General features: G+C 39.9%; 14 protein-coding genes. 10 read left to right on the top strand and 4 right to left on the bottom strand.

Going from position 1 to position 13,649, the window contains the following annotated elements; all coding sequences use genetic code 11:
* The first annotated feature begins 49 nt into the window (after positions 1–49).
* From kynA to Q0A08_RS21375, 4 genes are all read left to right on the top strand, one after another.
* Positions 50–898: a tryptophan 2,3-dioxygenase gene (gene kynA / locus Q0A08_RS21390; RefSeq protein ID WP_438463525.1), complete on the top strand. Its 849-nt coding sequence runs from the start codon at positions 50–52 to the stop codon at positions 896–898.
* A 1-nt stretch (position 899) separates the two neighbouring features.
* Entirely contained in the window at positions 900–1,595 is a 696-nt protein-coding gene (gene kynB, locus Q0A08_RS21385) for an arylformamidase (protein ID WP_438463524.1), read from the top strand.
* A 13-nt stretch (positions 1,596–1,608) separates the two neighbouring features.
* A complete protein-coding gene (gene kynU, locus Q0A08_RS21380; RefSeq protein WP_438463523.1) occupies positions 1,609–2,877 on the top strand; it encodes a kynureninase in 1,269 nt (422 codons plus the stop codon).
* Positions 2,878–2,995: 118 nt separating this feature from the next.
* The gene (locus tag Q0A08_RS21375; protein ID WP_009832357.1) at positions 2,996–3,271 is read left to right on the top strand and encodes an Lrp/AsnC ligand binding domain-containing protein; all 276 of its coding nucleotides are present in this window, start codon (positions 2,996–2,998) and stop codon (positions 3,269–3,271) included.
* Positions 3,272–3,353: 82 nt separating this feature from the next.
* Here Q0A08_RS21375 and Q0A08_RS21370 read toward each other — a convergent pair whose 3' ends face one another.
* Positions 3,354–4,250 (bottom strand): LysR family transcriptional regulator, encoded by an 897-nt coding sequence (locus Q0A08_RS21370; RefSeq protein WP_438463522.1) that lies wholly within the window; start codon positions 4,248–4,250, stop codon positions 3,354–3,356.
* Between the two features lie 374 nt (positions 4,251–4,624).
* On the opposite strand from Q0A08_RS21370, the gene Q0A08_RS21365 reads away from it, so the two are divergent.
* The 3 genes from Q0A08_RS21365 (at position 4,625) to Q0A08_RS21355 (ending at position 7,025) form a co-directional block, all read left to right on the top strand.
* Positions 4,625–5,191: a hypothetical protein gene (locus Q0A08_RS21365; protein WP_438463521.1), complete on the top strand. Its 567-nt coding sequence runs from the start codon at positions 4,625–4,627 to the stop codon at positions 5,189–5,191.
* A 432-nt stretch (positions 5,192–5,623) separates the two neighbouring features.
* Positions 5,624–6,178, top strand: a complete 555-nt coding sequence (locus Q0A08_RS21360; protein ID WP_438463520.1) for a hypothetical protein — start codon at positions 5,624–5,626, stop codon at positions 6,176–6,178.
* A gap of 304 nt (positions 6,179–6,482) precedes the next feature.
* Entirely contained in the window at positions 6,483–7,025 is a 543-nt protein-coding gene (locus Q0A08_RS21355) for a hypothetical protein (RefSeq protein ID WP_438463519.1), read from the top strand.
* A gap of 102 nt (positions 7,026–7,127) precedes the next feature.
* On the opposite strand, the gene Q0A08_RS21350 is transcribed toward Q0A08_RS21355, so the two are convergent.
* On the bottom strand, positions 7,128–9,164 hold the full coding sequence (locus Q0A08_RS21350; protein ID WP_438463518.1) for an FAD-dependent oxidoreductase: 2,037 nt from the start codon (positions 9,162–9,164) through the stop codon (positions 7,128–7,130).
* 150 nt (positions 9,165–9,314) lie between these two features.
* Between Q0A08_RS21350 and Q0A08_RS21345 the strand changes: the two genes are divergently transcribed.
* Positions 9,315–9,917, top strand: a complete 603-nt coding sequence (locus Q0A08_RS21345; RefSeq protein ID WP_438463517.1) for a TetR/AcrR family transcriptional regulator — start codon at positions 9,315–9,317, stop codon at positions 9,915–9,917.
* A 73-nt stretch (positions 9,918–9,990) separates the two neighbouring features.
* Here Q0A08_RS21345 and Q0A08_RS21340 read toward each other — a convergent pair whose 3' ends face one another.
* Positions 9,991–10,851 carry a DMT family transporter gene (locus Q0A08_RS21340; RefSeq protein ID WP_438463516.1) on the bottom strand — a complete coding sequence of 287 codons (861 nt, stop codon included), beginning with the start codon at positions 10,849–10,851 and terminating at the stop codon, positions 9,991–9,993.
* A 161-nt stretch (positions 10,852–11,012) separates the two neighbouring features.
* On the opposite strand from Q0A08_RS21340, the gene Q0A08_RS21335 reads away from it, so the two are divergent.
* Entirely contained in the window at positions 11,013–11,954 is a 942-nt protein-coding gene (locus Q0A08_RS21335) for a LysR family transcriptional regulator (protein WP_438463515.1), read from the top strand.
* 28 nt (positions 11,955–11,982) lie between these two features.
* Here the strand turns inward: Q0A08_RS21335 and Q0A08_RS21330 are convergent, their stop codons facing one another.
* Positions 11,983–12,936, bottom strand: a complete 954-nt coding sequence (locus Q0A08_RS21330; RefSeq protein WP_438463514.1) for an AEC family transporter — start codon at positions 12,934–12,936, stop codon at positions 11,983–11,985.
* A 165-nt stretch (positions 12,937–13,101) separates the two neighbouring features.
* Here Q0A08_RS21330 and Q0A08_RS21325 point away from each other — a divergent pair, with 165 nt between their 5' ends.
* Positions 13,102–13,572 carry an acyl-CoA thioesterase gene (locus tag Q0A08_RS21325; RefSeq protein WP_438463513.1) on the top strand — a complete coding sequence of 157 codons (471 nt, stop codon included), beginning with the start codon at positions 13,102–13,104 and terminating at the stop codon, positions 13,570–13,572.
* Positions 13,573–13,649: the final 77 nt, after the last annotated feature.

Raw genomic sequence — 13,649 nt, 5'->3', positions numbered from 1 at the left:
TGTTTGCATAACGAAATAAAAACAACATCAATCCTTAGCGAGATAGCACATGTCACAATGCCCTTACCAAGCCTCCCACGTCGATCTAAGCGATGAAGGCGTACACTGGGATCAAGATATTAGTTATGGTCAATACCTAGATCTTGATGCCGTACTTAAATGCCAAAACCCTCGTTCAGACAAACATGATGAAATGCTATTCATCGTCATTCATCAGGTATCTGAACTTTGGATGAAGCTTTGCTTACATGAGGCTCACGGTGCCGCTCAAAGCATTTTGGCTGGTAAACTTAGCCCAGCCTTTAAAATGCTAACTCGTGTTGCCCGCATTCAAGAGCAACTTATCAAAGCATGGGAAGTGCTTGTCACTATGACACCTGCAGACTACGCCAGCTTTCGTGATGATTTGGGCCAGAGTTCAGGCTTTCAATCTTATCAATACCGCGAGCTTGAGTTCTTATTGGGCAACAAGAATCAAGACATGATTAATGCTCACAAAAATAACCATGAGCAATTTGATTATCTTAATAACATTCTGCACCAACCTAGCCTTTACGATGTGTGCTTGAAGCTGCTGGCCAGTCGTGGTTTTGATATCCCAAGTGAAATAGTAGAGCGTGATTGGTCTTTACCTTATCAACATAACGACAAGGTAGAAGCCGCATGGGCAAGTATTTATCAGGACACACAAACCCATTGGGAGCTCTATGAGCTTGCTGAAAAACTGGTGGATCTTGAGTTCAATTTCCAGCGCTGGCGTTTTAATCATATGAAGACTGTTGAGCGCATCATAGGCTATAAAAAAGGCACAGGCGGTACAGGTGGCGTAAGCTATTTAAGTAAAGCTTTAGATCTTAAGTTTTTTCCAGAGCTTTGGTCTGTCAGAACGGAGATCTAACATGTCAGATACGAATCTAAGTAAGCAACTCTCTCCTGCCCTTATTGATATTAGTCAGACATTGCGTACTGGTATTCCTGTGTGGCCTGGCGATACACAATATCAGTGTGAAACCATTTGGCACATAGATGACCAATGCCCGGTAAATGTATCTTGGCTGCATTGCTCAACACACACAGGTACTCATGCTGATGCACCTTATCATTATGATCAAAATGGTAAAGTGATGGCACACGTTGCTTTAGATGCTTATATCGGAGAATGTCAGGTTATTGACCTATCCCACCTTAATATCAAGGGGCAAGGCATCGAAGGGAAAAGCATCAGTCTCAACGACTGCCAAGCCCTTATCAACACTCAAACAAATTCAATTAAACGTGTTCTATTTAAAACTTATCAAAGCTTCCCAATAGATGAGTGGGATGAAAACTTCGTTAGCATCAGTCAGGAAGTGATCAATTGGTTAGGCCAAGTAGGATGTATCTTAGTTGGTATAGATAGCCCTTCTTTAGACCCACAAAACTCAAAAAATTTAGCCGCTCATAACGCCATAAAAGAACAAGGCATGGCAATTTTAGAAGGTCTAGTCTTTGATCAAGTATCAGCTGGTAAATATGAACTTATTGCTCTGCCGTTAAAACTTGCAAATCTAGACGCCTCTCCTGTTCGAGCCATTTTACGCCCTTTAGCGCCTTAAGTAGGATACTTTCATGACACCCTCTACATCAGCTTCACCAGAAATGACTGTCAATCAGACTGATTTTCACGATCTAGATAAACAAGACCCTCTCGCTCACTTAAGAGAAGAGTTTGATCTAGCCCAAGACTTAATCTATTTAAACGGTAACTCCCTAGGAGTACTGCCCAAAGCAGCTAAGACGCGAATGGCAGAGGTCATAGAGAAAGAATGGGGCCAAGGACTCATAAGAAGCTGGAACACACATAATTGGATTACCTTACCTCAGCGCATAGGCGCTAAGCTTGCAGGTATTATCGGTGCCCAAGATAAAGAAGTGATAGTGGCAGACTCTACCTCGGTGAACTTATTTAAGTTAGCCGCTGCAGCGGTTAGGTTGCGTCCAAAACGTACCAAAATCGTCACTGAACCTGGCAACTTTCCAACCGATTTATACATATTAAATGGCGTCAAAAACTTCATTGGTCAAGAGATTGAAATCATTACCGTGCCAAGCCATGAAGTAATGCAACATATAGATGAAAACACAGCATTAGTCTGCCTAACCCATGTGCATTATAAGTCTGGCACCATGTTAAATATGAAAGAGATTACCGCTGCTGCCCATGCTAAAGGTGCTTTAATGATGTGGGATTTAAGCCATAGTACAGGCGCTGTCCCGTTAGCCTTAAACGAGGCAAATGCGGACCTAGCGGTTGGCTGTGGTTATAAATACCTAAATGGTGGCCCAGGTTCTCCTGCATTTTTATATGTGGCAGAAAAGCACTTAGCAGCCTTAGAACAACCCTTATCTGGCTGGTTTGGCCATGCAAACGCCTTTGCCATGAGTGACGATTTTGAAGCCGCACCAGGGATAGAAAAAACCCTGTGCGGAACGACACCAGTCCTAGGTGCATCAGCTTTAGAAGTGGGTGTCGACATTATGGCTAAGGTCGACCCTCAGCAATTAAGGGATAAATCACTCGCACTAACTGAATACTTTATGCGTCTAATGGAACCACTTTGTGAGACTTATGGCTTTGAACTTGTAACCCCGAAAGAGCAAAGTATAAGAGGCAGTCAGGTGTCATACACACACCCAGAAGGCTACGCGATTATGCAAGCTTTGATTGCCCAAAACATTATTGGCGACTTTAGAGCACCCAATATTTTACGCTTTGGCTTTGCTCCCTTGTATGTGCAATATATTGATCTTTGGAATACCGTTAAAGCACTAGAAACAATCATGCGAGATGCTAGCTGGGATCAAGCCCAGTTCAGAGCCAAAAATAAGGTTACATAATTTAATGCCATAAGCATTAGATGAGTTAAAACGGCTATTTAGACTATTACTTTATCCAGATAGCTAACACGACAAGAAGTTAACAGCCTATCAGGCAATTTATAACGAGGAAAACACCATGGTCACAGGTATCATTTTAATTAATGTAGAACGTTCTAAAACTAACGAAGTGGCTAAGTCATTAGCTGAAGTAAAAGGCATTACCGAAGTTTTCTCTGTCGGTGGACGCTTTGATCTTGTTGCTCTATGCCGCGTAAACAATAACGAACAACTTGCCGACCTAGTCAATGTCGCTATGGCAAATGACCTTCGTATTAGCAAAACAGAAACACTAATTTCTTTCCAGACCTTCTCTAAGCATGATCTAGACACCATGTTTTCAATTGGTAACTAGTTAGTTCAGCCGCCTTTCTCTAAGGACAATCAAATTAGAGAAAGGCTTCTAATACTCTTTGCTTCATTAACAATAAAACGTTTTATTCACTAAACACCCTAAGTAAAGAGTCTGCAAGTTGCTGACATGCAGAACCTTCTTTTTCATCTTTACGAGAAAAAGCATACCAATCAATATAAAAACCTTCCGATCCTATTGATTTATACTCTAGATTCGAGTGTTCAAGATAAGGCTGAAGAGTCCATTTTGGTAAAATACTAATCCCTTTACCTGCCTTAATAAACGCAATAATAGTATCCGTTCTGCCAACACGTACAACCTGTTTTGGAAAAGTGTTATTAGGGCTAAAAACCTGTTCATATTCTCTATGATATTCAGGGGTCGTCGTATCTGTGATGTAAACTTGATCACTAAAGTCTTCAACTTCAATCAATGTTTTATTGGCAAACTCATGCTCAGGTAAAAACACTACAACAAGCTCATCTCGTAATAGAAACTGACTTTTAAACCCCGCCTGAGCTTTAGCACCAGACATAATACAAACATCTAAACGCCCATTTCTAAGACAGTACAAAGCATCAGGATAAGGGTCGCTTACAAGTTCAACTTCAGCTTGTGGCACTTTATCATTGAAACTCTGATAAAGGTCAGGCAACCAATGGCTTCCTCCCCTATGGTCAACTCCCAGCCTAAGTGTTTGCTCTATACCTGCTGAATACTTAGCAATATCAAATTCCGCTAACTCCACCTCATTTAAAATAATGTTAGCCGAGTGAAGTAAACGTTCGCCAGCACTAGTGGGTGCTAATTTTTTATTTCGTCTTATAAAGAGTGGCGCACTCAGAAGCCTTTCTGCTTCTCTTATTCTATGGCTCAAAGCAGATTGAGTTATGCCTAAAATTGCAGCAGCATCAGAAACATTGCCTGTTTGTGTAATCATTTGCACCATCTGCAAGTGTCGCATTCCGATTCGAGGCATTTGATAAGACTCATAAAAATAATAAGACGGTTATTTTAAGCCTTTAAAAGACGAATGTAATAACTTTTGGACAAAGATTACTTTCAGTAATAGGCGAGAGGGTAAATTTGATATACATCAGAGAAAGCTGGAATCAAGGCCAGAAAACACAAACGAGTATCGTTAAGTTCAAACAAGACTCACTTTTTTCAATAGAATACGGCAAAACTGATGCGTCAATCCTTTGATAACAGTAAGTTGGGACTAAAAATATGCAATCCACCTTACTTCTGTTAGCCTGTAAAAATGAATTGACTAGTTAATGATCAAACCTAAGCCCCGATAAAAGGCCAAAGAAAAAGGTTTAAAACAACTAATTTCATAAAAGGTGCAGCATGGCGACGAAAGAAAATCTTGATATCGATGAGAAAAATTTAGCTCCAAAGGCTGACTTTTTTGAAGTACACAAAAAGCTATTCATAGGCATATTAGTCTTTTTTGCCTTATGTATATCTGTCATTATTTCTGTCACTTTAAGCCTCTTACTTACCCCTAAACCTGAATCTAACTTAGAAATTGAAGCTCGCTTAGCCGAGCTAGTTGAAAGTGTGCAGTTAATGGAAAACAGCATTGCTGAACAAAACCTAAAACTTGATCAAAATGTTGCAAGGTATGAAGTACTACAGACTCACTTGAGACATACTAGCTCCACAACACTTAAGAATATTCTTATTGACCAAGAGAAGAACTTCCAAAGCTTCTTGCATGTTCTCAGAGCAGGTATGCGAGACCTTTCTGTTGAAGTACCAAACGGCGCTGATTGGTATGATGATTATGGTGATCAAATGCAAAAAGCGCTTAAGCGTAGTCAACAAAGACAAGATCTTTTAAGCTTACTAAAAACAGGTGCTGTGCCTGAAGAAACCTCAGATAAGCCCAAAACCTCAGAAGTAACACCCTAACCCCAATCAGCTTTATTAATTAAGCTCACACTTAGCCACAAAGTATTTGTGGCCAAACAATGCCCCATGAGACACGCCTCTATTTATCCAGAACCTTCGCTTTTTAAACCACCTACTAAAAGTGTTATTTCGTCTTTTAAAAAACACATAAAGTTACACTATAACTTTCAAAAATATAAATTTCAGGCTAAAAAATGCATTCAATTCGTTAAAAACAATGTTATTTCCTCTAATTCAGAAAACGCATCCCCATAAAAATATATTACTTAAATAACAATAACTTAAGTGTTATTGAAATTATTATAACGTTAGATAACAAGGATAAAACAATCCGATTAAGCTTTAAAAAAGCGCAATAAAATCTAAATCTCTACAATTAATGCACTTTTTATGACTACAATATAGTTACAAAAACTAACTAGGGGGTTACATATGGCCGCACTTGACACATCTAGCCGACTTCTAGATATAGACATAGATACTAAAGAAAAAAAGAAACCTGCCAAGGCAAATCCAAACCTAGTACGTAATCTTACTTATGGTTTATTGGGGTTCTTACTAGTCTGCATAATTGTCGCAATCTCTGTTAGCTTGAGTTTGTTTTTAGCCAAAGACTCAGAGAATTTAGCAACTAAATCCAGTGTGTTATCTCTTTCCCAACATTTGGCATCAATAGAAGAGCAATTAGAGCTAAGTGCAGACCACACAGAAAAGTTCAAACAAGACTTTGAAGTGCTACAAGTACACCTCAGACATTCAAGTGCCAAGGCACTGAAGAACATCTTAATAGATCAAGAAAAGAATATTCAGAAAATGTTAACTATTTTAAATGCGAGTATGCGTGAATTAGCTGTTGATATTCCAGAAGGCGAGGACTGGTATCAAAATTATGGAGCAAAGCTAAGCCAAGTACAAAGGCTCAGTATGCAAAGAGAAGAATTGTTGCGATTATTAAAAACAGGTGAGGCCGATGTAACCAGCCACTAGATCACTCGCCTAGTAAAATGAAAAGATGAGATCAAACCGAAATCCGCATTTTTCGGTTTTTTTCTAAAAAAGAATGCAGCTAAATATGCAACTCCACATTGAATAACAAAACGTAAAAAAACCAACTTTCACAATTTTAAAAGATTTTAGAAACAATAAGCCTTATTTTTGGCCAAATATATGAGAAGTTTTTAACCCAACCTAATGTTAGCACGTCTTAAAATAAGGTTTTTTTCTTTATAAAGAATGCACAATTTCCACTTAACATACGCTTCATTACATATACATTAAGATGGAGTCTAAAATGAACAAACCACATAAGCTCGGGTTCTTGGAGGTAGAAACACCAGGAGAAGGGTTTCAAGCGAATAGCCTATCCCAATTTATCAATGCGAATAAAGTTTTCTGTTTTAGCTTATTCCTGTTTCTATGCTTTTTAATTTCGACCTTGGTATCAATCGCTATTTCACTCTTGGTCACACCCGCTCCTGCCCCCTCTACCACAGCGGTTATGTTGCTATCTAACAACTTAAACGAGATCAAATCGGAACAAACTCAATTAATACAAAATTATCAGGAATTTAAGCAAGAACAACTCGCTATTAAACAAAGTTTAGAAGCAAATAATGTAACAGCGATTAAGCTTATTTTGATGGATCAAGAGAAGAATTTTCAGTTATTCCTACAATCCTTAAAACAAGGAATGCAGTCTTTATCAGGTGATTTACCTAACGGAGATGAATGGTATCAAGATTACAGCGAACAAATTAGCTTAGCAGAAAAGCATAGCTTTAGACGGCACACTTTACTGAGTATGATTCAAACTAACACTTATCAACAAGATTAACTGAGCCAATAAAGTATCCTTATTCTTAGTGTATGCATTTTATAAGTATTTAATAAAAAAAACCGAGCTTAATAGCTCGGTTTTATATAAAATCTCGTAAGATTAGATCTCTAAAGCAAGACGTGTACCTTGGTTAATTGCACGTTTAGCATCAAGCTCAGATGCGACATCCGCACCACCAATCAAGTGGTAACTCTTATCTAAACCTTCAACAAGTTCACGACGAGGCTCTTGTCCTGCGCAAATAATCACATTATCCACATCTAACAAGGTATCTTCGCCTTTCACAGATAGATGCAAACCTTGATCATCTATTTTATGGTACTCGCAGCTAGCGAGCATATTCACGCCTTTCTTTACCAAACCAGCACGATGAATCCAGCCAGTCGTTTTTCCAAGTTGAGCACCAACTTTCGTTTTCTTACGTTGCAGTAAATGAATTTCACGTGGTGATTCATGCTCAACTGGCGTCATATTTTCAATGCCGCCACGGGCCTGCATTGTCATATCCACACCCCATTGCTTCATAAACTCAGGCACATTTTGGCTAGTCGATTCACCCGCATGAGATAAGACTTCACCAATATCAAAGCCAATACCGCCCGCGCCAATAATCGCTACTTTTTTACCAACATTAGCCCCATGCATGACATCTAAGTAGTTTAGAACCTTAGCATGCTCAATGCCTTCAATCTCAGGCAGTCTCGGTGTAATACCAGTAGCTAGTACCACTTCATCAAATTCATCTGAGTTTAAGTCAGCCGCGCTCACTTTCGTATTCAGTCTTAGCTCAACACCTGTCAATTCAACTTGTTTTTTGAAGTATCTCAGGGTTTCAAAAAACTCTTCTTTACCAGGAATACGTTTAGCCACATTAAACTGACCACCAATCTCATTAGAGGCATCGATCAGAACAACTTTATGGCCACGTTTCGCAGCAGTAGTAGCAAAACCTAAACCAGCAGGGCCAGCACCTACAACCGCAATCGTTTTAGCCTTATCTGTTGGTGTCAGGATCATTTCTGTTTCATGACAGGCTCTTGGGTTTACTAGACAAGATGTCAGTTTATTCTGAAAGATATGATCAAGGCAGGCTTGGTTACAACCGATACAAGTATTGATTTCATCAGCACGATTCTCATCAGCTTTGACCACAAATTCAGGGTCAGCCAAGAATGGACGCGCCATAGACACCATATCAGCATCACCGCGGGCTAATACGTCTTCAGCCACATCAGGCATATTGATACGGTTTGAGGTAATAAGTGGCACAGACAACTCTTTACGTACTTTCGCAGTTACCCAAGTGAAGGCGGCTCTTGGCACTTTAGTCGCGATAGTCGGTACGCGTGCTTCATGCCAACCAATGCCAGTATTAATAATAGTAACACCAGCTTTTTCAATCTCTTTACCTAGTTGAATGATCTCTTCGAAGGAGCTACCACCTTCAACCAAGTCCAACATAGAAAGGCGATAGATAATAATAAAGTTTTCGCCTACTTTTTCACGTACACGGCGAACAACTTCAATAGGGAAACGAATACGTTGCTCATATTCACCGCCCCACTCATCGTCACGACTATTAGTACGGGCAGCAATAAACTGATTAATCAAATAACCTTCTGAGCCCATGATTTCAACACCATCATAACCAGCTTCTTTTGCTAAAGCTGAACAACGAACAAAGTCTTCAATCTGTTCATCTATACCTTCTTCGCTTAACTCTTTTGGTGGAAATGGATTAATTGGCGCTTGAATAGGAGATGGTGCAACCGATTTAGGGTTGTAAGCGTAACGACCGGTATGCAGGATTTGCATACAAATTTTACCGCCTTCAGCATGTACAGCTTCTGTGATCATTTGATGATTCATTACATCTTTATCTGTCGCCATCAACGCCGCACCCATGTGTACTGCCCCTTCCTGGTTAGGGCCAATACCACCTGTCACAATTAACGCCACACCACCTTTCGCACGTTCAGCGTAAAACGCTGCCATACGTTCAAAACCACCTTTCTTTTCTTCCAATCCAAGGTGCATAGATCCCATCAAAACGCGGTTTTTCAGCTGTGTAAAACCAAGGTCTAGGGGTTCAAATAAATGCGGATATTGAGCATGTTTTTCTGCGTTAACATTCATAATGACTGGTCTCTTTTATTCAAAAAAATCTTTTTATTAGAGAGTGATGTGGTTTGCCCACCACATCTGGACACTGTCAAGATAAAGTTAAATTTTGACAGTGTCAAGATTGGTTGTTAAATTGCCTCTACCAACATTGGAATAACTCATATGACCAAAAAGCCTTATCACCATGGGGATCTAGGTGAAACCCTGCTATCAGCAGCTACAGAAATATTGAGAGAAACTGGCGTCGAAGGTCTGTCGATGAGAAAACTGGCGGATAAAGTCGGCGTATCACGCACCGCGCCTTATCACCACTTTAAAGACAAGAATGCCCTTTTATGCGCGATAGCAGAAGCTGGCTTTAAACAGCAATGGCAATCAGTAGAAGCCATCATAGATAGCCACAACAAAGAGGCAAAACAAGATAGCTTTGAGAAGTATGTACTGACCTATATCGAGTTTGCTGACCAACACCCAGAAACTTATGACCTTATGTTTGGTCGAGATATATGGAAGTCTGGTGCACCAACAGAATCCTTACTGGAAATATCCAAAGCCAGTTTTCGACAATGGTTAAATTGGGTAGAAGAGCTACAAGCCCAAGGTATTTTAACCGATGTGAGTAGCGCCTTAAGAGTAGGCCAAACCACTTGGGCAACCCTTCACGGCTTATGTAGATTATTAATTGATGGCATCTATATCAACCGTGACGATCTGGATGACATGGCAAAGCAAACCATCAAAATTATCCTCAATAAACAAGGCTAAGTTTCCACGTCTGTTTCAAGGCAAAAAAAAGCCGCGATTAATCGCGGCTAACTGGGAGATAAAAGGGGATAACTTAAGCACTGGCTAAACTATTTCTGCGTTCTGCCCTGCCCATTAGCACAATCGGAATGATGATAAAGAGTGCACCTAGGCCTAACCATAAATCGGGTGTTTCATTAAAAACTAACCAACCAACTAATACGGCAAAAAGAAGTCCGGTATATTCAGCACTAGCAACTTTACTTGCTGCCACATAACGATAAGCCAACATAACAGCGACACTGTAACCAATCGAACAAACAGCAGAACCTATGGCATAACCTACCATGTCCATATTCCAAGCAGCGCCTTCCCAAATACAAAGTACAAAACTGAAAGGCAAAGCGAATAGCTGGGTTAATAACAAGCCATGTAGCAAGGTTTGACCTTGAGGTAGTTTTCTAATCAACAAGCTATTAATCGCCAAAACAAAAGAGAAGGCCAAGGCACTTAGAATGCCCCAATCAAACTCACTCGGTCTTAAAATAATTAAAATACCGGCAAAGCCACCCACTACCGCAAGCACTATCATGCTAGTCAAACGCTCTTTCATAAATAGAGTCGATAACACAACTATCATGATTGGCGCGGTATAGAAAATCGCGTTCGCAGTCGCTAAAGGCAAGACTTGTAACGAGATAATGAGAAGCAAAGAAGATAAGATCCAAAGATTGCCTCTTAATAAATGCAACTTAGCCCCTCTTAGTGGCGCTTTCCAATCAACAAAACGGAAGAAAGGAATCAAGATTAAAAAGGTAAAAACTGCACGAATGAAGATAAACTGAAACACAGGAATATCCTGACCAGCCGCCTTAATAAACGCATCACAGAAGGTCGCGACAAGGTTGCCCATTATTAAAAGCAATACTGCGCTCGTTACTGTTTTTCCTGTCATTTCTACCTCTAAAACATACTACAAAAAATTAATACTCAGTTCATGATAAGAAAGTGAACTGTTACTGAATTTGTGCAGTCTAGAGAGCACTAAGTATTATGTACAATGACATTTATTAAGTTAGTATTAGTTTTTTAGATAATAAATTTTATTGAGTCAAAATGTCCTTACCACCTCTAAAATCTTTGCCTGTATTTGAAGCCGTTGCTCGTCTAAATAGCTTTTCCAAAGCCGCAGAAGAGCTCAATGTCAGCCAAAGTGCGATAAGCCATCAAATTAGACTTTTAGAGGACTATTTAGGAGAAGCACTTTTTATCAGGCAAGGTCGACAACTCAGCTTAAGCAGTGAAGGTAAGCATTATTTAGATAATGTCAGTGCATCGCTTTCACAAATAGAAAGAGCCAGCAACCACCTAAAAGGCTTACAGAATAGCCACCTGCGTATTGCAGTTTATAGCTCATTCGCTGTTTATTGGCTGATTCCTAGATTAAGCGACTTGCAAAGGCGTTACCCACATACTGAAGTGTCAATTGAAATGCTTAATTCCAACCCTGATTTATCGGACAGGGTTGGGGATTGTTTTATTACAGTAGAGAATAATAAACGAGGTTTTACTTTTGAGCATCTCTACAGTGAACGCTTATTTCCTGTGTGTAGCCCTAAGTTTTACTCCCAAATAGAAGCAGAGCTTAACAAGGTCACTGATGATGACTTAGAAACTCACTTGAAAAAACACCCTGAGTGGATTACCCAATTCCCGCTTGTCACAACCCATAGCATTTTCAATAAGTATGCAGAAGATTGGCGGCTCTGGTTTGCCGCTATCAATAAGAAGTTACCGGGAGAAGTGAAGTTCCATAACTTTAGCCATCTATTATTAGGTAAAGAAGCCGCCCTTCATCATTATGGCATTGCACTCATTAACGACTATATGATTAACGAAGATGACAGTATGCCTTCGTTGGTTCGCCTGCCATGCCATCATGTTAATTCAAACTGCGACTTTTACTTTTCCTACAAGAATAGCCGCCGTCACGAACCAGAAATTCGCGCTATTCGCAGCTGGATCAAAACACAGAGCCAGCAGCTAGGTAAGTCATAACAAAATTGAAGCCGAGTAGATTTTACTTCTAAAACGCTAGTCCAAACCACATCTGAGCCAGCCACATAGTTAACGGCAAGGTAACGACACTTAACCCTGTCTGCACATTAATAAATACAGACATAATAGGTGCATTACCGCCAAGCTGTTTCGCTAGTGCATAACCAGAAGTGGCAGTGGGCACAGCGCCAAATAATATAGCAACACAAGCAACAAGCGGATCAAGTTCTAAATAAGTACAAGCCAAAGCAATGCATAAAGGGAAAACTAATAATCGAGCTAAAGATGACCATATTAATAAACTTCCAGCATCTTTAAAGGCCTGCATTCTTAAGCTAGCACCCACAGCGAGTAACACCAAAGGCAAGGTTGCTCTTGCTAAAATCCCTGTAATATCGGTTAACAAAAACACCTTTTCAATGCCTAGAAGGTTAACACTGATGCCTGCCATGATTGCCAAAATTAATGGGTTCTTAAAAAGCTCTTTCACTAATAAGCTAGGCAATGATTTGGCTGGTTTCGAGTCATCTTGTTGGCCATGTAAGCTCACCATACTAATAACTAAAAAGACATTAATAGTCGGAATCAAAATCGCTGCTCCTAATGTCGCCAGTATCAGACCTTCTTCCCCATAAAGTGCACTCGCCACTGCAAGTGAAATAAAGGTATTAAACCTCACGCCGGCTTGTAATACAGAAGTTCCTGTCGGTTTATCCACTTTAGAAAAATAGCAGACAGCCAATACAAAAAGAGACACGCTAACTAAGGCAAAGGCAAGAACATTGGCATAACTAGGTAACACTGGGCTAGATAGGTCCACCCTAGAGGTTTGATAAAACAGCATGGCAGGAAACATTATCCAGTACACAAGCTTATCTACACCAGGCCAAAAACCTTCAACCGGAAAGCGTTTACGCTGTAACAGAGCACCAAATAGTAAAAGCATGAAAATAGGCAAAACTGTCAGGGAAAGCGTTAACACTTAAATCTCCTTTTAAAAGTTAAATCGTACTGATCGCTAACGAGAAGAATCGGATCAAAATACCGGATATCTGTTATAAATGTAGTTAATTTGCATCAACTGGTCGTCATAGTGTTTAATTCTGGACCTTTCTCAAACACTTTATTTAACGTAAAAAGGCAAGTCATGAATCTCATTTTTCGCATGTTAAGGGTGCTGATTGGCAGCTTTTTTAAACCAAAGCTGACACCCGATAATCTATCTAGCCATTTATCTATGCGAGTATTACCTAATGATTTAGACCTGAATATGCACATGAACAATGGCCGTTATCTTACCATCTGTGATCTATCAAGAGTCGATATTTTTATTCGCAGAGGCTTAGCAAAGGCCATGCTAAAACAGAAATGGCAACCTGTCATAGCCGAGCATACTATGACCTATAAGAAGCCTCTTAATTTATTTCAACGATACTGTATGAAAGCAGAAGTCACCCACTGGGACGAGAAGTATTTCTACCTGGTACATACCTTCGAACGCAAGGGTCGCATCATAGCTCAAGGGACATCGAAGGGTTGCGTGGTTAGTAAAGCAGGCGTGATCTCACCAGAATTGGCTATAGCAACCGTATCTTCACGTCTTAAAGTGAAATCCTAATTATTTCTGAGAGGCATAAAAAAGCTGGCACTAAAAAATCCAGTGCCAGCGGGGGAAGAGTTAATTGTCTAAATTAA

Source organism: Marinomonas sp. PE14-40 (assembly GCF_051623805.1).
Taxonomy (GTDB): Bacteria; Pseudomonadota; Gammaproteobacteria; order Pseudomonadales; family Marinomonadaceae; genus Marinomonas.
This window is presented reverse-complemented; position numbering and strand designations above follow the sequence as displayed.

Excerpts from the sequence above, each read along its gene's own strand:
- kynA (WP_438463525.1), top strand. The coding sequence starts at position 50 with ATGTCACAATGCCCTTACCAAGCCTCCCACGTCGATCTAAGCGATGAA.
- kynB (WP_438463524.1), top strand. The coding sequence starts at position 900 with ATGTCAGATACGAATCTAAGTAAGCAACTCTCTCCTGCCCTTATTGAT.
- kynU (WP_438463523.1), top strand. The coding sequence starts at position 1,609 with ATGACACCCTCTACATCAGCTTCACCAGAAATGACTGTCAATCAGACT.
- Q0A08_RS21375 (WP_009832357.1), top strand. The coding sequence starts at position 2,996 with ATGGTCACAGGTATCATTTTAATTAATGTAGAACGTTCTAAAACTAAC.
- Q0A08_RS21370 (WP_438463522.1), bottom strand. The coding sequence starts at position 4,250 with ATGCCTCGAATCGGAATGCGACACTTGCAGATGGTGCAAATGATTACA.
- Q0A08_RS21365 (WP_438463521.1), top strand. The coding sequence starts at position 4,625 with ATGGCGACGAAAGAAAATCTTGATATCGATGAGAAAAATTTAGCTCCA.
- Q0A08_RS21360 (WP_438463520.1), top strand. The coding sequence starts at position 5,624 with ATGGCCGCACTTGACACATCTAGCCGACTTCTAGATATAGACATAGAT.
- Q0A08_RS21355 (WP_438463519.1), top strand. The coding sequence starts at position 6,483 with ATGAACAAACCACATAAGCTCGGGTTCTTGGAGGTAGAAACACCAGGA.
- Q0A08_RS21350 (WP_438463518.1), bottom strand. The coding sequence starts at position 9,164 with ATGAATGTTAACGCAGAAAAACATGCTCAATATCCGCATTTATTTGAA.
- Q0A08_RS21345 (WP_438463517.1), top strand. The coding sequence starts at position 9,315 with ATGACCAAAAAGCCTTATCACCATGGGGATCTAGGTGAAACCCTGCTA.
- Q0A08_RS21340 (WP_438463516.1), bottom strand. The coding sequence starts at position 10,851 with ATGACAGGAAAAACAGTAACGAGCGCAGTATTGCTTTTAATAATGGGC.
- Q0A08_RS21335 (WP_438463515.1), top strand. The coding sequence starts at position 11,013 with ATGTCCTTACCACCTCTAAAATCTTTGCCTGTATTTGAAGCCGTTGCT.
- Q0A08_RS21325 (WP_438463513.1), top strand. The coding sequence starts at position 13,102 with ATGAATCTCATTTTTCGCATGTTAAGGGTGCTGATTGGCAGCTTTTTT.